This window comes from Tepidimonas alkaliphilus, assembly GCF_007556595.1.
GTDB lineage: Bacteria > Pseudomonadota > Gammaproteobacteria > Burkholderiales > Burkholderiaceae_C > Tepidimonas > Tepidimonas alkaliphila.
Genome location: NZ_VJNB01000009.1, coordinates 47718 through 67241, shown reverse-complemented (window position 1 = coordinate 67241; position 19524 = coordinate 47718). Strand labels below are relative to the sequence as shown.

Below are 19524 nucleotides of genomic sequence, written 5' to 3'. Positions count from 1 at the left end.
TCCCAAGCTCGTCGCATCCCCACGCCGGCACTACAATGTCCGTCGTGCTCCGGGGTGTCCACGCAAAGTGGGCTGAGACGGCGCTGCGTGCAGGCGCCGAACCCGTCGAACTTGATCCGGGTCATGCCGGCGAAAGGACGAGCCAGCCCACAGGCGCTGCCTTGGCGCCGCGTCAGGTTTGGATGCTCTCGGGGCCGCCAGCCATCCGCCCCACTTGAGGAGAGCGTCCATGACCGAAGCCGCCACCGTGGCTCTTGCCAGCCCGCGCCGCGCCACCGCGCCAGAGCCCCACGCCATCACCATTGGGCCCATTTGCGGCTCGCGCAAGGTGTACGTCACCGGCAGCCGCCCGGATCTGCGCGTGCCGATGCGCGAGATCGCCCAGTCGCCAACGCCCGCGGCGCTGGGCGGCGAGCCCAACCCGCCGGTGTGGGTGTATGACACTTCGGGCCCCTACACCGCGCACGACGCCGACATCGACATCCGCCGCGGTCTGCCGCCGCTGCGCCTGCGCTGGATCGAGGAGCGCGGCGACACCGAGACGCTGCCCGGGCCGAGCAGCAGCTGGGGACAGGCGCGGCAGCGCGACCCGGCCACCGCGCACCTGCGCATGCCGGGGCCCATGCGCCCGATCCGCCGCGCGCGCGCCGGCGCCAACGTCACGCAGCTGCACTACGCGCGCCGCGGCCTCATCACGCCGGAAATGGAGTTCGTCGCCATCCGCGAAAACCAGAACCGTCAGGCTTACCTGGAGGCCCTGCGCGCCTGCGGCCCGCGCGGGCAGGCGATGGCCGAGCGGCTGCTGCGCCAGCACCCCGGCCAGGCGTTCGGCGCGCGCATCCCGGCCGAGATCACGCCGGAGTTCGTGCGGCAGGAGGTCGCTGCCGGCCGCGCCATCATCCCCGCCAACGTCAACCACCCGGAGAGCGAGCCGATGATCATCGGCCGCCACTTTCTGGTCAAGGTCAACGCCAACATCGGCAACTCGGCGCTGGCGTCTGACATCGCCGCCGAAGTGGACAAGATGGTCTGGGCGGTGCGCTGGGGCGCCGACACCGTGATGGATTTGTCCACCGGACGCCACATCCATGAGACGCGCGAGTGGATCATCCGCAACAGCCCGGTGCCGATCGGCACGGTGCCGATCTATCAGGCGCTGGAAAAGGTTGGCGGCGACCCGGAGGCGCTGTCGTGGGAGGTGTTTCGCGACACGCTGATCGAGCAGGCCGAGCAGGGGGTCGATTACTTCACCATCCACGCCGGCGTGCGGCGCGACTTCATCCCCTTGACCGAGCGGCGGCTAACCGGCATCGTCTCGCGCGGCGGCTCGATCATGGCGCGCTGGTGCCAAGCGCACCGACAGGAAAACTTCCTCTACACCCACTTCGAGGAGATCTGCGAGATCATGAAGGCGTACGACGTCGCTTTCAGCCTCGGCGACGGGCTGCGCCCCGGCTCCATCCACGACGCCAACGACGAGGCGCAGCTCGCGGAGCTGCGCACGCTGGGCGAGCTGACGCGCATCGCCTGGCGGCACGACGTGCAGGTGATGATCGAGGGGCCTGGCCACGTGCCGATGCAGCTGATCCAGGCCAACATGGACGAGCAGCTGCGCCACTGCCACGAAGCACCGTTTTACACGCTGGGACCGCTGGTGACAGACATCGCGCCCGGCTACGACCATCTGGCCAGCGCGATCGGGGCGGCGCAGATCGGCTGGTATGGCACGGCCATGCTGTGCTACGTCACGCCGAAGGAACACTTGGGCCTGCCCGACCGCGACGACGTCAAGCAAGGACTGATCGCTTACAAGATCGCCGCGCACGCCGCCGACCTGGCCAAGGGCCACCCGGGCGCGCAGATCCGTGACAACGCCATATCCAAGGCGCGCTTCGAGTTCCGCTGGCAGGATCAGTTCAACCTGGCGCTGGACCCCGACACCGCGCGCGCCTACCACGACGCCACGCTGCCGAAGGACGCCGCCAAGAGCGCGCCGTTTTGCTCGATGTGCGGGCCGAAGTTCTGCTCGATGCGCATCACGCAGGAGCTGCGCGCGCACGCCGACGCCGCCGCAGCCTAGCGCGCCGCCGCCGGGCGCTGCAACTCCCACGTGGCCGACAGGCGACCGGCGAAGGTGACGTGCAGCGTGGCGCCGTCGGCACGGGTGGATAGGATCACGCCCGGCTGCGGCGCCGGGTCGGTGGCGGTCACCTGCAGCATGCCGGGCGGCCACACGACCTTGAGCTCGGCCTCCATCGGCAGGTAGCCATCCAGGTAGCGCCGCATCAGCGGGCCGGCGTGCAGCTTCCAGCGTCCCTCGCCGGCTGGCTCCAGCGCGCGCGTGCGCAGGTCGATGCAGACGCTGCCGCCGCGCTGGACGTCGGCCAGCTCGACGCGGCGGCCCTCCACCCACGCGCGGCCGACGCCCTCGGTGCTGACGATGTCAATCGACTGCACGCGCTCGGGGTTGAACGCCACCACGATGCGCGGGTTGGGATCGAGCTGGCGGTGGCAGGTGCGCATCGTCACCACCCCCTGCCGCAGGCTGTCGGCGTCGATGCGCGCCTCGGCGTCGTAGCGGTAGGCGCCGGGATCGGGCCGCTCGGCCAGGAAGCGCAGCTCGCCTTCGCGGGCCACGTCGTCCAGCGTCAACGCTCCAACGGACCCCGCGCCCACGACGCCCATGACCAGCGCGGCCACCATCCGCGCCCGGGTTGTCTCCATGGCATGCCCTTTCGACGTGTTGGAGACGGCATGCTAGGCTTGGTTGCCGGCAGCGCAACACTCAAGGGCCGCCTTAACCCTGTTCAAGCAAGGGTTGAACCGCCAACGGCCAGCTGAGGTTCAGACCGCGCCCAGCCCCGGCACCAGCGCACCGGGCGGCTCGCCGCGCTTGCGCGCCGCGGTGAAGGCCAGCATCCGCTCGATCGGCAGCCGCGCGCGCGGGATCAGCTCCGGCGCCACGTGGATCTCGTTGAGCCCCGTCTCCAGCACCTCCAGCACGCCGCGCAGGCCGTTCATCGCCATCCACGGGCAGTGCGCGCAGCTCTTGCAGGTGGCGCCGTTACCGGCCGTGGGGGCCTCCAGGAACAGCTTGTCCGGATGGCGCTGGCGCAGCTGGTGCATCAGCCCGCTGTCGGTAGCGACGATGAACACCCTGGCCGGCAGGTTGGCCGCGGCCTGCAGGATCTGCGAGGTCGAGCCGACCACGTCGGCCTGCGCCACCACCGCCGCCGGGCTTTCCGGGTGCACCAGCACCTTGGCCTCGGGGTATTCGCGCCGCAGCGCCTCCAGCTCGAACGCCTTGAACTCGTCGTGCACGACGCAGGAGCCGCGCCACAGCACCATGTCGGCGCCGGTCTCGCGCTGGATGTAGCCGCCCAGGTGCTTGTCCGGCGCCCACAGGATGCGGTGCCCGGCGTCGCGCAGCGCACCGACGATGTCCAGCGCGCAGCTGGAGGTCACCACCCAGTCGGCCTGCGCCTTCACGGCGGCGCTGGTGTTGGCATAGACCACCACCGTGCGGTCGGGGTGCTCGGCGCGGAAGGCCGCGAAGTCGTCGGGCGGGCAGCCGATGTCGAGCGAACAGGTCGCGTCCAGATCGGGCATCAGCACCGTCTTGTCGGGCGAGAGGATCTTGGCCGTCTCGCCCATGAAGCGCACGCCGGCCACCACCAGCGTGCGGGCCGGATGGTCGCGGCCGAAGCGCGCCATCTCCAGGCTGTCGCTGACCAGCCCGCCGGTGGCCTCGGCCAGATCCTGCAGGTCCGGGTGCACGTAGTAGTGCGCCACCAGCACGGCGTCGCGCGCGCGCAGCAGCTCGGCGATGCGGGCCTTGAGCGCCTGCCGCTCGGCCGGGGACGGCTCGTCCGGCACCCGCGCCCACGCGTGGCGCGTGGTGCACGCCGGCTGCTCGACCTCCACCTCGATCACGTGTTCCATCTCGTCGCTCGTCCTTCACGGCGGCAGCAGGCGCATCGACAGGTCCACGGCCTGGATGTCCTTCGTCAGCGCCCCCACCGAGATGCGGTCCACGCCGGTCTCCGCGAGCGCCCGCACGTTGGCCAGCGTCACGCCGCCGGAGATCTCCAGCACCGCCCCGCCGCCGGGGTGGGCGTCGTTGCGCCGCACCGCCTCGCGCAGCGTCGGCAGCTCCATGTTGTCCAGCAGGATCAGGCGCGCGCCGGCGTCCAGCGCCTCGTCGAGCTGCGCCAGCGTCTCGACCTCGATCTGCACGAACAGCGCCTGCGGCGCCAGCCGCTGCGCGCGCCGCAGCGCCTCGGCCACGCCGCCGGCGGCGGCGATGTGGTTTTCCTTGATCAGGATGGCGTCGTGCAGCCCCATGCGGTGGTTGAGCCCACCGCCCATGCGCACCGCGTACTTCTGCGCCACGCGCAGCCCCGGCAGCGTCTTGCGCGTGTCGCAGATGCGCGCGCGCGTGCCGGCCACGGCATCGACGTAGCGGCGCGTGGCGGTGGCCACGGCCGACAGCGTCTGCAGGAAATTCAGCATCGTGCGCTCGGCGCTCAGCAGCGCGCGCGCCTCGGCCTCGACCTCGAACACGGTGGCGCCCGGCTCCACGCGGCCGCCCTCGTCGACGCGCCAGTCCCAGCGCGCGCCGGCGTCCAGCGCCCGCAGCGCCGCCTCCACCCACGGCCGCCCGCACACCACGGCGCCTTCGCGCGCGATGACGCGCGCGCGAAGGCGCCGCCCTGGCGGCGCCAGCGCCGCGGTCAGGTCGCCGGGCCCGACGTCCTCCGCCAGCGCGCGCGCCGCGTCGGCCTCAGCCTGCCGCGCCACATCGGGCAGCGGCGGCTGCAGGCTCAGGGGATCAGGCCGGCGGCGAAACTCGGATTTGACCAAAGCATCCATCTAAGATGGCTGGGCGCGGACGCGCTCGCACCCCACGACCGTCGAAACAAGCGGCATAGCAAAGCCAAAAGCATACTACGCCGGCTGGGCCATGAGTGGCCGCCCCGTCGGCCAACCCTGCGGCATCCGGATGTTCTAGACTAGCGCCTGCGGCTCAAAAGCCGCGCACCCCCGCGCTGCCATGACCGACCCTTCCATTCGCACCCCTTATGGCACGCTGCCGGCAGCGGCGCCGCTGCCGCCGCGCAAGCCGGTGAGCTTGCCCCGTCTGCAAGAAATGCGCGAGCGCGGCGAGAAAATCGCCATGCTGACCGCCTACGACGCGACGTTTGCCGCCGTGGCCGACGCCGCCGGCGTGGACTGCCTGCTGGTGGGCGACTCGCTCGGCATGGTCTGCCAGGGCCGCCCCAGCACCGTCGGCGTGACGTTGCAGGAGATGTGCTACCACACCGAGTGCGTGGTGCGCGGTGTGCGCCGCGTGCAGGGCACGGTGTGGATCATTGGCGACCTGCCGTTTGGCAGCTACCAAACCTCCCGGGAAGAGGCCATGCGCAGCGCCGCCGCGCTGATGCAGGCTGGCGCGCACATGGTCAAGCTGGAAGGCGGCGGCTGGACGGTGGAGACGGTGCGCTTTCTGGTCGAGCGCGGCATCCCGGTGTGCGCGCACCTGGGGCTGACGCCGCAAACCGTGCACGCGCTGGGCGGCTACCGCGTGCAGGGCCGCAGCGACGCCGAGGCCGAACGGCTGCGCCGCGACGCGCTGGAGCTGCAAGACGCCGGCGCCACCATGCTGGTGCTGGAGATGGTGCCGGCAGCGCTAGCTGCCGAAATCACGCGCCAGCTGCCGCGCTGCCACACGATCGGCATCGGCAGCGGCAACGGCACCGCCGGCCAGGTGCTGGTGATGCACGACATGCTCGGCTTGCACCTGGGTCGCACGCCGCGCTTCGTGCGCAACTTCATGGAAGGCGCCGCCAGCGTGCGCGACGCCATGGCTGCGTATGTGGCCGCGGTCAAAAACGGCACCTTCCCCGACAATACGCTGCACGCTTGGTAGCCCTTGGCTGACTGGCGCAGCGCTGCTAGCTTGCCCATTTTCAACCCATTCTGATGCGCGTCATCCACACCATTGCCGATCTGCGCCAGGCGCTGGCCGCCTTCGACCGCCCTGCTTTCGTGCCCACCATGGGCAATTTGCACGACGGTCACTTAAGCCTGGTGCGTCACGCGCGCACCTTGGGCGACGTGACGGTGGTCAGCATCTTTGTCAACCGGCTGCAATTTTTGCCGCACGAGGATTTCGACACCTACCCGCGCACGCTGCAGGCCGACTGCGCGCGGCTGGCGGAGGTCGGCTGCGACCTTGTCTTTGCGCCCGCGGAGGAGGAGCTCTACCCCGAGCCGCAAACTTTCAAGGTGCAGCCAGCGCCAGCGCTGGCCGACATGCTGGAGGGGCACTTTCGCCCCGGCTTCTTCACCGGCGTCTGCACGGTGGTGATGAAGCTGTTTCAATGCGTCTTCGCTCAAGCCAAGGGCGAACGCCACGCCGTGTTCGGCAAAAAAGATTACCAGCAGCTGATGGTGATCCGCCACATGGTGCGGCAGTTCGCGCTGCCGGTGACGATCCACGGGCTGGAGACCGCGCGCGCGCCGGACGGGCTGGCGCTGAGCTCGCGCAACAGCTACCTTTCGCCCGAAGAGCGCGCCGAAGCGCCGCAGCTGGCGCAGGCGCTGCGGCTGCTGGCCGCCGACGTGCTGGGCGGCGAGCACAACCTGGCCGCGCTGGAGCGGCGCGCCATGCAGGCGCTGGCTGCGCGCGGCTGGCAGCCGGACTATCTGACGGTGCGCCGTCGCGACGACCTGCAGCCGCCCGCGCCGCATGAGATCCAGCCCGGTCGGCTGGTGGCGCTCGGCGCGGCGCGGTTAGGCCGCACGCGCCTGATCGACAATTGGGAATTCTGAGGCTAACCGAACCCTTGGGGCTATAGGGCACGCCGGTTTACTCGGGCTTGGGGTCGCGCCCCATCAGCCGATCGACCGCTGCGCGTGGGTCCAGTTGGCCGTCCAGCAAGGCTACCACCGCTTGCGTGATCGGCATCTCCACGCCCAAAGCGCGCGCGCGCCGGGCCACCGTATGCGCGCTATAGACCCCTTCTGCGACGTGTCCGAGCGATTGCAGCGCCTGCTGCGGCGCCCACCCTTGAGCCAAGCGAAGGCCCACCTGGCGGTTGCGGCTCAAATCGCCGGTGGCGGTCAACACCAGGTCGCCCAGCCCGCTCAAGCCCATGAACGTCTCCGCACGGGCCCCCAGCGCCACGCCCAGCCGGGTCATTTCGGCCAGGCCGCGGGTGATCAAAGCCGCCCGCGCGTTGTGCCCCAGGTGCAGGCCGTCGCACAGGCCGGTGGCGATCGCCAGCACATTTTTGACCGCTCCGCCAACCTCAACCCCGACCACGTCGTCGTTGGCGTAAACGCGCAAAACCGGGCCGTGAAACGCCTCGATCATGGCGGCGCGCACCGCCGGTTCGCGACTGGCGGCCACCAGCGCCGCAGGCAATCCCTGGGCCACCTCACGGGCAAAACTGGGGCCGCTGAACACGCCGGTGCGCAATGCCGGGGCCACGGCTTGCGCCACTTCGTGGCCGAGCAGACCCTGCGCGTCTGCTTGCCGGGGCCGCTCGAATCCCTTGCACAGCCACACCACGGGCACGTGCGCGCGGCCACGCGCCGGCAAGGTCTGCGCCAGCTGCGCCAACCAGCCGCGCAGCGCCGCCACGGGGGTGCCGACCACCACCAAATCGGCATCGTCCAGCCACGGCATCAGCGCGGCCAGCTCACCGCCAGCGACCTCAAGCTGAGCAGGCAAAGCCACGCCCGGCAGGTAGCGCGCGTTGACGCGGGTGCGGGCCATCGCCTCGGCTTGCGCTGGGTCGCGCGCCCACAGGCGCACCTGGTGCCCGCCTTGCGCGGTGACCACCGCCAGCGCGGTGCCCCAAGCTCCCGCCCCCAGGATGGTGACCCGCATTTTCAGTGGATCGGCTCTCGATTACGCCGCCTGGCCGTTGGCCGCCGCTTCAGCCTGCCGCTGGGCCATCTGCTGCTCGTACATAGCCTGGAAGTTGAGCTCCGCCAAATGCACCGGCGGAAAGCCCGCGCGCACGATCAGATCGGCCATGTTGGCGCGCAAGTAGGGGTACACGATCTGCGGGCACTGGATGCCCACCACCTGCTGCAGCACCTCTTGCGGAATGTGGCGGATCTCAAAAATGCCGGCCTGCTTGGCCTCGACCAAAAAAACGGTGCGCTCGCCGATCTTGGTGTGCACCGTGGCCACCACCGTCACTTCGAAAATGCCTTCGGCCACCGATTGGGCTTCGACGCCCAGCTGCACATCCACGCTGGGCTGCTGGGTTTCCAGAAAGATGGCCGGCGAGTTGGGCTGCTCCAGCGAGGCTTCTTTCAGATAGATGCGCTGGATCTGGAACACGGGGGTCGGTTGTTGGGTTTCGTCTGCCATGTCGGGCTCGCTGATGGACAAAGGCCGGCGCGTGACCGGCGGGCTTGATGGATGGAGCGCCGATTATGGCAGCGCTTGGCCCTTGCCCCGCGCGTCCTCAGGCAGGCGAAGGGCCGCGCAACAGCGGCTCCAGCCCGCCGCGCGCATCCAGCGCGTGCAGGTCGTCGCAGCCCCCCACGTGCTGACCGTTGATGAAGATTTGCGGCACGGTGCTGCGGCCCGCCAGTCGCGCCATTTCTTGCCGCACCTCAGGCCGGCCATCGACCTTGATCTCTTCCCATTCGGTCACCCCGCGTGCGCGCAGCAACGCCTTGGCGCGATGGCAATAGGGGCAAAAATCGCTGCTGTAGATCTTGACGTGAGCCATGTTGACCGCGTTGACATGAAAGCCTTCGACCTCGCAGCCCCGCTGGGCCGCCGAGTCCCCGAGCCGCCGCTGAAGCTCCTAGCCGCCGGTTTGCACCGGCAGGCTCGCGGCTCGCCAAGCCGCCAAGCCGCCCGCCAGCGAGACCGCCTTGTCGTAGCCGAGCTTTTTGGCGATCGCCGCCGCCCGGCGCGAGCGCACGCCCGAGGCGCACACCAGCACCAGCGGCGTGGCCTTGTTCTTGACCACCTGCGGCAAGCGCGTCGCCAGCTCATCCAGCGGCACATTGCGCGCGCCGGCCACATGCCCGGCGGCAAATTCCGCCGGCGTGCAAACGTCGATCACCACGGCCTTGTCGCGGTTGATCATCTGCACCGCCTGCGTGGGGTTGACGCCGGCGGCCAATCCGCCCGTCAGCGCGGGCCACAGCAACATCAAGCCCGAGCCCAGCGCCACCGCGACCAACACCCAGTTGTCCGCCAAGAATTCCAGCACGATTCGAGCACCTCGTTTACGGATGGCCCGCCAGCCGCCCAGCGGCGACCGGCCTGTTTGAACTGGGGCGATATTCTAGAATGTTGACGTTTATCCCTCTTTTCTCTTTTCTTGTGCGGGCTGCCGACGACCCGCCCAAGCCCCAGCCCAGCGTACCCAACCATGCATCAGCTCGTTCTTATCCGCCACGGCGAATCCACCTGGAACCTCGAAAACCGCTTCACCGGCTGGACGGATGTGGATCTCACCCCCACCGGCATCGCGCAGGCGGTGGCGGCCGGCCGCTTGCTGCGTGACGAAGGTTGGGACTTTGACCTGTGCTACACCAGCCTGCTTAAGCGCGCCATCCACACGCTGTGGCACGTGCTGGACGAAATGGACCGCACCTGGCTGCCGGTGGTCAAGGACTGGCGGCTCAACGAGCGGCATTACGGCGCGCTGCAAGGACTCAACAAAGCCGAAATGGCGCGTCAATACGGCGATCAGCAGGTGCTGCTGTGGCGGCGCAGCTACGACGTGCCCCCGCCCGCCCTGCAACCCGATGACCCGCGCTGCGAGCGTCACGACCGACGCTACGCGCACCTCAAGCCCGAACAAATCCCCCTGACCGAATGCCTCAAAGACACCGTAGCGCGCGTGGTGCCGTATTGGGAACAGACCATCGCCCCGGCAGTGCGCGCCGGCCAACGCGTGCTGGTGGTGGCGCACGGCAACTCGATCCGGGCGCTGATCAAGCACCTGGATCGGATTTCGGACACCGACATTGTCGGGCTCAACATCCCCAACGGCGTGCCGCTGGTCTATGAATTTGACGATGCGCTGCGCCCGCTGGGGCGGCGCTACCTTGGCGATGCAGCGGCGGTGGAAGCCGCCGCGGCCACCCTCGCCCAGCACAGCGTCAGCGGCTAGCCGCCCAAGACGCCGCCCATGAAAGCGCAGCCCAAGCCAGGAAGCTGCATGCCACCGGAACCCGGCTCACTGGGCTTTTGTCCAAGGTGTATAGTGCCGACATTCGGATGCAGGACACGCCATGGGGCATAAATTGAACATCGCGGGCTGGGTGGCGCTGGGCGCTCTGGCTGGAGCCCTGACCACCGTCGGGCTGCAAGCGACGGCGCGGGCCAGCTTTGCGCCGCTGCCGCTGCAAGAACTGCAACAATTTGCTGCCGTCTATGGGATGATCAAAAGCGATTACGTCGATCCCGTGGACGACAAAAAGCTGATCACCGACGCCATTGCCGGCATGGTCTCGGCGCTGGATCCGCATTCGCAATATTTTGACGCCAAGAGCTTTAAGGAATTTCGGGAGGGCACCTCAGGCCGCTTTGTCGGCGTCGGCATCGAAATCACGATGGAAGACGGCCTGGTCAAGGTGGTCTCGCCGATCGAAGATTCGCCAGCCTTCCGCGCCGGAATCAAAGCCGGCGACCTTATTACCAAGATCGATGACACAGCGGTCAAGGGTCTGACCATCAACGAGGCCGTCAAGCGCATGCGCGGCGAGCCCAACACCAAAGTCGATTTGACCATCTTCCGCCGCGACGAAAACCGCACCTTCCGCGTCACCATCACGCGGCAAGAGATCAAAACCGTCAGCGTGCGCGCCCGGGTGGTGGAGCCTGGCTACGCCTGGGTGCGCGTGTCCCAGTTCCAAGAGCGTACGCTGGAGGACTTTGCCCGCAAGATCGAAGAAATCGTGCGCGCCGAACCCAACCTCAAGGGCCTGGTGCTCGATTTGCGCAACGACCCCGGCGGCTTGCTCGATGCGGCGGTGGGTTTGGCCGCGGTGTTCTTGCCCGACAACGCGGTGGTTGTCACCACCAACGGCCAGCTGGAGGAAAGCAAAGCCACCTACCGCGCCACGCCTCGCGATTATTTGCGCCGGCCCGGCAACGATCCCGTGGCGCGGTTGACCGCGAGCACGCAAGGGCTGCTCAAGCGCATCCCGCTGGTGGTGCTGGTCAACGAGGGCTCGGCCTCCGCCAGCGAAATCGTCGCCGGGGCGCTGCAGGATCACAAGCGCGCCGTCGTCATGGGCAGCCAAACCTTCGGCAAAGGCTCGGTGCAGACGGTGCGGCCCTTGGGGCCGGATACGGCGCTGAAGCTCACCACCGCGCGCTACTACACCCCCAGCGGGCGCTCCATTCAGGCCAAAGGCATCGTGCCAGACGTGTGGGTGGACGAAACGCCCGAAGGCAATCTGTTTTCGGCGCTGCGCACGCGCGAGGCCGATTTGGACAAACACTTGGCGGGGCCCGATGAGACCCCGTTGAGCGAAGCCGAGCGCGAGGCGCTGCGTCAGCGCGAACGCGAACGTGAACAAGCCCGCCAGCGGCTGGAAGAGGAGCAACGCAAAAATCCGGGAGCGCGGCTGCTGCCGGAATTTGGCTCGGATAAGGATTTTCAGTTGCAACAGGCGCTCAATCAACTCAAAGGCTTGCCGGTGGTGGTCAGCAAAACCGCCACGGAGCGCCCCGCCAAAGCGGAAAATTAACCCTGCGCCGCGCCCCCGATGACCGACGAGCAATTGCTGCGCTATTCGCGCCATATCCTGCTTGAGGAGCTGGGCATCGAGGGGCAGCAACGCTTGTTGGCGTCGCATGCCGTTATTGTCGGCGCCGGAGGGCTCGGCTCGCCCGCGGCGCTGTATTTGGCCAGCGCCGGCGTAGGCCGCATCACGCTGGTCGATCCTGATGTGGTCGATCTCACCAATCTGCAACGTCAAATTGCCCACACCACGCCACGGATCGGGCAGCTCAAAGTGGAGTCCGCGCGCAGCGCCTTGCAGGCGCTCAATCCCGATGTGCGCGTCGAGATCAACGCCGAACGGGCCGACGAGGCTCGGCTGGACGCGTTGCTGCCTGGCGCCAGCGTGGTGCTGGACTGCAGCGACAACTTTGCCACCCGGCATGCGCTGAACCGGGCCAGCCGTCGCCATCGTGTGCCGTTGGTCTCAGGGGCGGCGATTCGCTTCGACGGACAAATCACCGTCTTTGACCCGCGAATGCCCGACAGCCCTTGTTACGCCTGCCTCTTTCCGCCGGAGCATCCACCCGAGGACGTGCGCTGCGCCACGATGGGCGTGTTCGCGCCGCTGGTCGGCATCATCGGCACGCTGCAAGCCGCTGAGGCCATCAAGCTGATGGCTGGTCTGCCCGAAACCCTGATGGGGCGGCTGCTGCTGTTGGATGGCCGCAGCAGTCAGTTTCAGGAAATTCGCCTGACTCGCCGCCCCGATTGTCCGGTCTGCGCGTCCCAAACCGCACCTTAAGCCCGACCAATGATGCTGGCGGTGGCCATCAGCTCCTCCAGCAAGGCCAGCGACACCTTGCCCGAAACCCGATAGGGGTCAAATTCCGGACGCTCCGAATATTTCAACACGATCGACGTGTTGAGCTTAGAGAGATTAACCTGCCCCATCGTCCAGCCGCCAAAGCGGCGCTCGGTGATTTCTTCGTAAAGCAGCAGCTCCACGTCGGTGTGGCGCGGGTCTTCGATGATTTGGCGGTAAAGCCGGTTGACGGCGTTGCGCCCGCCTTCAATCGCCTGCAGATAAATGCCACCCCCGTAGCACAGAATGCCGGTGATGCCATTGTGCAGGTTGTGATGACGCGCCGCGTGCAGGATATCCTCAATATCCTGCGCCGTGTGCCCCGGCCGAGCGCGGCTCACATAGAGCAAGCGAACCAGCATCGTCTGCCACCTCTGCCGATCAGGCCGACGCTTGGCGCGGCAACAACGACAAAAATTCGCGCCGCAGATTGGCGTCTTTCAAAAACACCCCGCGCATCACCGAATTGATCATGCGGCTGTCCATGTCCTTTACCCCGCGCCATGCCATACAGTAGTGGGTGGCCTCCATGACGATGGCCAAACCATCCGGCTGGGTCTTTTCCTGGATGAGATCAGCCAGCTGCACCACCGCCTCTTCTTGGATTTGCGGGCGACTCATGATCCATTCAGCCAGGCGGGCGTATTTGGACAAGCCAATCACATTGGTGTGCTCATTGGGCATCACGCCGATCCAGAGCCGCCCAATCACCGGACAGAAATGATGACTGCAGGCGCTGCGCACGGTGATCGGGCCGACGATCATCAGTTCGTTTAGATGCTCTGCGTTCGGAAATTCGGTGATCGCCGGCGCCTTGACGTAGCGGCCCGCGAACACTTCTTTTATATACATCTTGGCCACCCGGCGGGCGGTGTCTTCGGTGTTGTGGTCGCTGCGGGTGTCGATCACCAGGCTGTCCAGCACCGCCTGCATTTTTTCGGTCACCTCATCGAGCAACTCCTCCAGCTCGCCGGGCTGAATGAAATCAGCGATGTTGTCATTGGCGTGGAAACGCTTGCGCGCAGCGCGCAGCCGCTCCCGGATCCGCACCGAAACCGGCACGCCCTCCTCTTCGCTGTTTGCGCGGGCAGTCATGGCATCAGGGTGAGGCATCAGCATGGAACGCATGCTAGCACCGAAGCGCCCGCCACGCCAACCTTGCGGGGATCCGCGCTACCATCTTAAACATGAGCTCCCTGCCCACGCTGCGCCGCAAACTGCCGATCGGCATCCAGACCCTGCGCGACATCCGCGAGGGCGGCTACTACTACGTGGACAAGACGCCGCTCGTCGCGCGCTTGGTGGACAGCGGTAAGTTCTACTTTCTCTCCCGCCCGCGCCGCTTCGGCAAGAGCCTGCTGCTGGACACCATCGCCTGCGCCTTCGAAGGCAAGCGGCAGCTGTTCGACGCACACGACGGATCGGACGGCACGGCGCCGCGCGACAAGCTCTTCCTTGCCGACCACTGGGACTGGGCCAAGCCCCACCCCGTGATTCGCTTAAGCTTTGCCGAAGGCCGTCTGGAAAAGCGCGACGAGCTTGACCGCCACATCCGCCGCCAGCTGCGCGAGCAGGCGCAGCGCCTGGGCGTGGCGTTGGAAGACCCTGACGACATCCCCGGCAGCTTCGCCGAGCTCATCAGCCGCGCCGCTGAGCAGCACCAGCGCCAAGCCGTGGTGCTGGTCGATGAATACGACAAGCCCATCCTCGACAACCTCGAAGCGCCTGAGATCGCCCGCGCCATGCGCGAGGGCTTGCGCAACCTCTACAGCGTCATCAAGGGAAGAGACGCCGACCTGCGCTTTGTGCTGCTGACGGGGGTGTCCAAATTCAGCAAGGTCTCGATCTTCTCAGGGCTCAACAACCTGCGCGACATCACGCTGTCGCCCGAATACGGCACGATCTGCGGCTACACCGATGAGGACATCGACACGGTGTTTGCGCCGGAGCTGGAGGCTGCCGAGCAAGAGGGCCAGCCGCTGGATCGGGAGGAGATCCGGCGCTGGTATAACGGCTACCGCTGGGGCCCGGTGAGCGTTTACAACCCGTTTGACGTGCTGTTGCTGCTGGCGGAGCGGCAGTTTCGCGCGCACTGGTTTGAGACCGGCACGCCGACCTTTCTGGTGCAGTGGCTGCGCGGCAAGGGTTTTTTCACGCCGCGGCTGGAGCGCATGCTCGCGGAAGAGGATTTGCTGTCGGCCTTCGATGTGGACGACATCGCCGTGGAGGCGATGCTGTGGCAGACCGGCTACCTGACGATCCAGCGCGTGGAAAACTGCGGCGGGCTGCTGAGCTATGAACTCGGCGTGCCCAATCGCGAAGTGCGCGGCGCGCTCAATCGCGCGTTGCTCTATTTTGGCTGGTATCCAGCCGAGCAGCGCCAGCTGCTGCAGCCGCGCGCGCTTTATCAGATGCTGCTGCAAGCCGACACCGATGGCCTGCGCGCGCACTTCGAGCGGCTCTACGCCAGCATCCCGCACGATTGGGTGCGCGCCAACCCCATCGCCCAGTATGAGGGCTATTACGCCAGCGTCTTCTACAGCCATCTGGCCAGCCTCGGGCTCGACATCGTGCCGGAGGAAGTCTCCAACCCGGGCCAGTGCGACCTTGTCATCCGCCATGCCAATCGTGCCTGGGTGATCGAGTTCAAGGTCATCGATGGTGACGCCCCCACCGGCGAGGCGATGCGCCAGCTCAAGGCCCGCGACTACGCCGCCAAGCACCGCGGCGCGCCGGGCATCACGGAAGTGATCGAGCTGGGCGTGGAGTTCAGCCGCGCGCGGCGGCAGATCGTGGGGTGGGAGGTGGCATGCGGCTGAGCGAGACGGAACGCGCCGTCATCCGCGACACCGTGCGCGAGCTTTTCGGCCCGCAGGCGCGGGTGCGGCTGTTTGGCTCGCGCACCGACGATGCGGCGCGCGGCGGCGACATCGACCTGCTGATCGAGTGCCCCGAGCCGCTGCCGGACCGCGCCGCGCGCACCCACCGGCTGGTCGCTCGCCTGCAAATGCGCCTGGGCGACCAGCGCATCGACGCCCTCGTGGTTGACCCTACCACCCCCGCCACTCCCATCGTGCGGGTGGCCCAGCACACCGGCATCGCCGTATGACAACCCCGGCTGAGCGCATCGCGCCGCCCACGCCGCTGGAGCGGTTTCTGGCTACGCTCGACATCGTGCACCGCGAGGGTGTCCACTTGCGCTGGAGCTTGCAGCGGATGTTCGGCGCGGGCGAGCCCGATGCCGACTGGGTGCGGGCGCTGGAATCCCGCCCGGAGGACGCCGAGCGGCTGGAGGCGTTCGTCTCGCGCTTCGGTCGCATGCAGGACACGATCGGCGACAAGCTGCTGCCGCGCTGGCTGGCGGCCCTGTCGGAACGGCCCGCCAGCATGATCGAAAACCTGCGCCGCGCGGAACGGCTGGGCGTGCTGGACTCCGCGGAGGAGTGGGTCGCGGCGCGCAACCTGCGCAACCGGCTGGTGCACGAGTACCAGACCGACGCCGAGACCTTCGCGCAGGATCTGCAGCTGGCCCAGGAGGCCGCGCGGTTGCTTCTGCACACCTACGACCGCCTGCGTGAGGATGCGCACCGGCGCCTGGGCGTGCCGAGGGACCGATTGCCACCAACGTTGAACATCAAAATTTAACGTTAAGCCTTCACGTCAAGCTGGCTTGACGCTAGGGCGAATCGCCCGGTCGCCTGGAAGCTCCCAAGGGTCGAAGCCACGCCAGCCACTGGCATGAAAGCTGCTAAGGTGTTTCCGACCTCGTCACGTCGGCGGGGTAAAGATCTTCTCAAAGGAGGTTTTAATTCATGAAACGTGTCCAACAGGGCTTCACGCTCATCGAGCTGATGATCGTCGTGGCGATCATCGGCATTCTGGCGGCGATTGCCGTCCCTGCCTATCAGGATTACGTGGCGCGCAGCCAGGTCGCAGCAGGCCTATCCGAAATTTCGGGCGCTCGAACCAACTATGAAGTTGGCGTCAATGAAGGTCGAGATAACAGCTACTTCAATTTAGCAAACATGGGGCTGACGTCGCCGACTGAGCGCTGCACTTTGACGGTGAACGCGCCGACCAATGGGGCAGCCGCCAACGCGCTTCAGTGTCAGCTGCGCAACTCCAACCCTCGCGTCAATGGGGCTCAGATTCGCCTCGGTCGCGACGCTAATGGGGTCTGGAGCTGCACCGTTGCCAACCGTCCGACGGGATGGAAAGACAGCTATTACCCGGCTGGATGCACGGCTGGAACCTAATCTAACTAAATCAAAGGCTGCCGGCAGGCAGCCTTTTTGTCACCTTAACTCTCGCTCAGGGAGCCCTATCCTAAAACAAGGTTGATAGGGTTGAAAAATAACATAGCATGTCGAAGTTTAAAATCCACTATTCTATTGCTAAAAGCCTGCCTCTCGTTTTGCAAACCACCTCTCTAGTCTTTGTTTCAGCAACAGCAAGCTGGATTATTGTTGCGCCAACTCATTCATTTACCAATCTGATTTGGCACGATCAACAGCGCCTTGGCCAGCTGTGGCTTATGTTGGCTGCACTTGGATTGGCGCCATGGCTGGCTTGGTTTCGCTTGCCAATATCGAACGCTACCGCCGCTTTGCTCGCCGCTGTCGTCCTCTTCGGCGCCGCCATTTGCTGGGCTTCCCCTCTGGGGCTGTGGAACTGGACGGAGTGGGCTACTTTTGTCGGTTTGCTGGCGGTCGCCTGGATCGTCACCTGGGTGCGCTCCCGATTCAAAGAAGCTTTCGATCGAGCCGCCTGGGTAATGCTTGCGGCTTTAATCGCAATTCTATCGACTCAAACTTCAGTCTCTTGGATCGCTGCGCTTTGGAACTCCCACCCTCTCGACCCATGGGTTTTGCTGACGGGCTTCTCCAATCCACGGCACTTTGGCCACGTTGTCACATTCACTGTCCCTATCACTGCCTCCATCCTGCTTTACCGAAATCTTTCTTCAATGACAAGATATTTTGTAATTACACTCCTAACAATTTGGTGTTGGCTCGGATGGATGTCAGGCACGCGCGGCACTTGGATGGCTTTGACCATCAGCATCGTCGCGGGTTGGCTTCTGGGCGGCTCTTTGAGACAGGTCGCACGATGGATTGGAGTTTTAGGTTTAGCCGGCTTTGGAATGCAGATTCTTCTAAGCGAGTGGCTCCCCCGTGCTCTTCACTTGGAGGTGTCTAACAGTCTGGCCACGCGTATGACTGTTTCAACATCAGGTCGCATCGATTTATGGTCCGCAGCCATGCACATGTGGCTGCAAAACCCATGGCTGGGCCTAGGGCCAATGGGTTTCGCAACTCTGAAACAACCTTATGGAGCTCACCCACACAATTTACCATTGCAACTGTTGGCTGAGTGGGGAACCCCTTTTACTTTCATGTTTACTATTTTGCTTTTTTGCGCCAGCAAAAAAGGATGGGAGCGAATCAAGTCAACCTTCCTTTTGGCCGAAGTGGATCGCAAAGTCCGTGCCGCCGCCGCTGGAACCACGCTGTCGCTTGTGGCCGCAACCGCTCAGTCACTTGTTGACGGCATCTATGTCATGCCTTTTTCCCAGACTCTTGGGGCTATTATTCTAGGCTGGTGGCTAAGCGCCAGCTCGACTGCTCATCCTCCGCACCCAGAATACAACGCCGATCTAGCTAAAGGCAACATCTTGACAAGCTCCGTCCAAAGAATTTTTTTATTCATTTTCCTTTTGGTTGTTTTCTGGGGAGCCTCAGCTGTTTTGGGCTGGCAGTTGATGCATGCAGACCCATGGTTGACGCAAGACACCTGCTCAGCCCCATGCATCGAGTGGCGCCTACCTCGTTTTTGGTCTCGCGGGTTGATCACGTCCCTCGACTCACCGTGATCACCGGAAACTTGCTCGAATAATCCTTGGCCAAGCCCGCGATCGTCAGCGCGACCTGGCGAGCCAGGGCGCGGTAGCGTTCGGCCAGGTCGCTGTCGGGGTCGGCCACCACGGTGGGGCGTCCGCCGTCGGCCTGCTCGCGAATGCGCAGATCCAGCGGCAGCGAGCCCAGGCACGGCACGCCGAGTTCTGCCGCCATGCGCTGGCCGCCCTCGGCGCCGAAGATGTGCTCGACGTGGCCGCAGTTCGGGCAGACGTGCACGGCCATGTTCTCCACGATGCCCAGGATCGGCACGCCGACCTTCTGGAACATCGTGATACCCTTGCGTGCGTCCAGCAGCGCAATGTCCTGCGGCGTGGTCACGATGACCGCGCCGGTGACCGGCACGCGCTGCGCCAGCGTCAGCTGGATGTCGCCGGTGCCGGGCGGCATGTCCACCACCAGGTAGTCCAGGTCCTTCCAGTTCGTCTGGCGCAGCAGCTGCTCCAGCGCCTGCGTGGCCATCGGGCCGCGCCAGATCATGGCCTCGTGCTTGTCCACAAGGAAGCCGATCGACATCACCTGCACGCCGTAGTTGACGAGTGGCTCCATCGTTTGGCCGTCCAGGCTTTCCGGGCGGCCCTCGATGCCCATCATCATCGGCTGGCTGGGACCGTAGATGTCGGCGTCCAGTAGGCCCACTGAAGCCCCCTCCGCCGCCAGCGCCAGCGCCAGGTTGACGGCGGTGGTGCTCTTGCCGACGCCGCCCTTGCCGGAGGCCACGGCGACGATGTTGCGCACCTGCGGCAGCAGCGCCACGCCGCGCTGCACGGCGTGGGCGATGATGCGCGTGACGATCTGCACCGACACGTTGCCCACGCCCGGCACGCGCCGCGCCGCGGCCACCAGCGCCTGGCGCAGCGCGGCGTGCTGGCTGCGCGCCGGGTAGCCGAGCTCGACCTCGAAGCTGACGTCGCCGCCGTCGATCTGCAGGTTCTTGATCGCCTTGGTGGTGACGAAGTCCTTGCCGGTGTTGGGGTCGGCCACGGTCTGCAGCGCCTGCAGCAGGGCCTGGGTGTCGATGCTCATCGTC

20 protein-coding genes, 1 pseudogene and 1 riboswitch are annotated in these 19524 nt (G+C 66.1%); of the genes and pseudogenes, 11 read left to right on the top strand and 10 right to left on the bottom strand.

Going from position 1 to position 19524, the window contains the following annotated elements:
- The first annotated feature begins 40 nt into the window (after positions 1-40).
- Positions 41-156: riboswitch (TPP riboswitch) on the top strand.
- A 73-nt stretch (positions 157-229) separates the two neighbouring features.
- Positions 230-2068, top strand: a pseudogene (gene thiC, locus Talka_RS09055) (phosphomethylpyrimidine synthase ThiC); the annotation flags it as partial.
- 8 nt (positions 2069-2076) lie between these two features.
- On the opposite strand, the gene Talka_RS09050 reads toward thiC, so the two are convergent.
- The 3 genes from Talka_RS09050 to nadC form a co-directional block, all read right to left on the bottom strand.
- Positions 2077-2724, bottom strand: coding sequence for a hypothetical protein (locus Talka_RS09050; protein WP_143890853.1), 648 nt, complete (start codon positions 2722-2724; stop codon positions 2077-2079).
- A gap of 120 nt (positions 2725-2844) precedes the next feature.
- On the bottom strand, positions 2845-3942 hold the full coding sequence (gene nadA / locus Talka_RS09045; protein WP_143890851.1) for a quinolinate synthase NadA: 1098 nt from the start codon (positions 3940-3942) through the stop codon (positions 2845-2847).
- Positions 3943-3957: 15 nt separating this feature from the next.
- Positions 3958-4872, bottom strand: coding sequence for a carboxylating nicotinate-nucleotide diphosphorylase (nadC, locus tag Talka_RS09040; RefSeq protein ID WP_143890849.1), 915 nt, complete (start codon positions 4870-4872; stop codon positions 3958-3960).
- Positions 4873-5053: 181 nt separating this feature from the next.
- Here nadC and panB point away from each other — a divergent pair, with 181 nt between their 5' ends.
- Both panB and panC read left to right on the top strand, forming a co-directional pair.
- Positions 5054-5929, top strand: a complete 876-nt coding sequence (gene panB / locus Talka_RS09035; protein ID WP_143890847.1) for a 3-methyl-2-oxobutanoate hydroxymethyltransferase — start codon at positions 5054-5056, stop codon at positions 5927-5929.
- 53 nt (positions 5930-5982) lie between these two features.
- A complete protein-coding gene (gene panC, locus Talka_RS09030; RefSeq protein ID WP_143890846.1) occupies positions 5983-6834 on the top strand; it encodes a pantoate--beta-alanine ligase in 852 nt (283 codons plus the stop codon).
- 37 nt (positions 6835-6871) lie between these two features.
- Here the strand turns inward: panC and Talka_RS09025 are convergent, their stop codons facing one another.
- The 4 genes from Talka_RS09025 to Talka_RS09010 form a co-directional block, all read right to left on the bottom strand.
- Positions 6872-7897, bottom strand: coding sequence for an NAD(P)H-dependent glycerol-3-phosphate dehydrogenase (locus tag Talka_RS09025; protein ID WP_143890844.1), 1026 nt, complete (start codon positions 7895-7897; stop codon positions 6872-6874).
- Positions 7898-7918: 21 nt separating this feature from the next.
- On the bottom strand, positions 7919-8389 hold the full coding sequence (gene secB / locus Talka_RS09020; protein ID WP_143890842.1) for a protein-export chaperone SecB: 471 nt from the start codon (positions 8387-8389) through the stop codon (positions 7919-7921).
- A 97-nt stretch (positions 8390-8486) separates the two neighbouring features.
- Positions 8487-8756 (bottom strand): glutaredoxin 3, encoded by a 270-nt coding sequence (gene grxC, locus Talka_RS09015; RefSeq protein WP_143890840.1) that lies wholly within the window; start codon positions 8754-8756, stop codon positions 8487-8489.
- 78 nt (positions 8757-8834) lie between these two features.
- Positions 8835-9245, bottom strand: coding sequence for a rhodanese-like domain-containing protein (locus Talka_RS09010; RefSeq protein ID WP_143890950.1), 411 nt, complete (start codon positions 9243-9245; stop codon positions 8835-8837).
- Between the two features lie 165 nt (positions 9246-9410).
- Here Talka_RS09010 and gpmA point away from each other — a divergent pair, with 165 nt between their 5' ends.
- The 3 genes from gpmA to Talka_RS08995 all read left to right on the top strand — a co-directional run bounded on the left by gpmA (position 9411) and on the right by Talka_RS08995 (position 12519).
- Positions 9411-10157: a 2,3-diphosphoglycerate-dependent phosphoglycerate mutase gene (gene gpmA, locus Talka_RS09005; protein WP_143890838.1), complete on the top strand. Its 747-nt coding sequence runs from the start codon at positions 9411-9413 to the stop codon at positions 10155-10157.
- A 121-nt stretch (positions 10158-10278) separates the two neighbouring features.
- On the top strand, positions 10279-11742 hold the full coding sequence (locus tag Talka_RS09000) for a S41 family peptidase (RefSeq protein WP_143890836.1): 1464 nt from the start codon (positions 10279-10281) through the stop codon (positions 11740-11742).
- An 18-nt stretch (positions 11743-11760) separates the two neighbouring features.
- Positions 11761-12519, top strand: coding sequence for a HesA/MoeB/ThiF family protein (locus Talka_RS08995; RefSeq protein WP_143890834.1), 759 nt, complete (start codon positions 11761-11763; stop codon positions 12517-12519).
- On the opposite strand, the gene Talka_RS08990 is transcribed toward Talka_RS08995, so the two are convergent.
- Entirely contained in the window at positions 12516-12941 is a 426-nt protein-coding gene (locus Talka_RS08990) for a BLUF domain-containing protein (RefSeq protein ID WP_143890832.1), read from the bottom strand. The genes Talka_RS08995 and Talka_RS08990 overlap by 4 nt on opposite strands.
- 19 nt (positions 12942-12960) lie before the next feature.
- Positions 12961-13692, bottom strand: a complete 732-nt coding sequence (gene folE, locus Talka_RS08985; RefSeq protein ID WP_143890948.1) for a GTP cyclohydrolase I — start codon at positions 13690-13692, stop codon at positions 12961-12963.
- A 74-nt stretch (positions 13693-13766) separates the two neighbouring features.
- On the opposite strand from folE, the gene Talka_RS08980 reads away from it, so the two are divergent.
- The 5 genes from Talka_RS08980 (at position 13767) to Talka_RS08960 (ending at position 18451) form a co-directional block, all read left to right on the top strand.
- Positions 13767-15398: an ATP-binding protein gene (locus Talka_RS08980; RefSeq protein WP_143890830.1), complete on the top strand. Its 1632-nt coding sequence runs from the start codon at positions 13767-13769 to the stop codon at positions 15396-15398.
- A complete protein-coding gene (locus Talka_RS08975; RefSeq protein WP_143890828.1) occupies positions 15389-15688 on the top strand; it encodes a nucleotidyltransferase domain-containing protein in 300 nt (99 codons plus the stop codon). The genes Talka_RS08980 and Talka_RS08975 overlap by 10 nt, the downstream gene beginning before the upstream one ends.
- Positions 15685-16224 (top strand): ribonuclease HepT family protein, encoded by a 540-nt coding sequence (locus Talka_RS08970; protein WP_143890826.1) that lies wholly within the window; start codon positions 15685-15687, stop codon positions 16222-16224. Before Talka_RS08975 ends, Talka_RS08970 begins: the two co-directional genes overlap by 4 nt.
- Before the next feature lie 167 nt (positions 16225-16391).
- Complete coding sequence (locus Talka_RS08965) at positions 16392-16835, top strand: pilin (protein ID WP_143890824.1); 444 nt, start codon at positions 16392-16394, stop codon at positions 16833-16835.
- A gap of 107 nt (positions 16836-16942) precedes the next feature.
- Complete coding sequence (locus Talka_RS08960; RefSeq protein WP_143890822.1) at positions 16943-18451, top strand: O-antigen ligase family protein; 1509 nt, start codon at positions 16943-16945, stop codon at positions 18449-18451.
- On the opposite strand, the gene apbC is transcribed toward Talka_RS08960, so the two are convergent.
- Positions 18429-19520 (bottom strand): iron-sulfur cluster carrier protein ApbC, encoded by a 1092-nt coding sequence (gene apbC, locus Talka_RS08955; protein ID WP_143890820.1) that lies wholly within the window; start codon positions 19518-19520, stop codon positions 18429-18431. The genes Talka_RS08960 and apbC overlap by 23 nt on opposite strands.
- Positions 19521-19524: the final 4 nt, after the last annotated feature.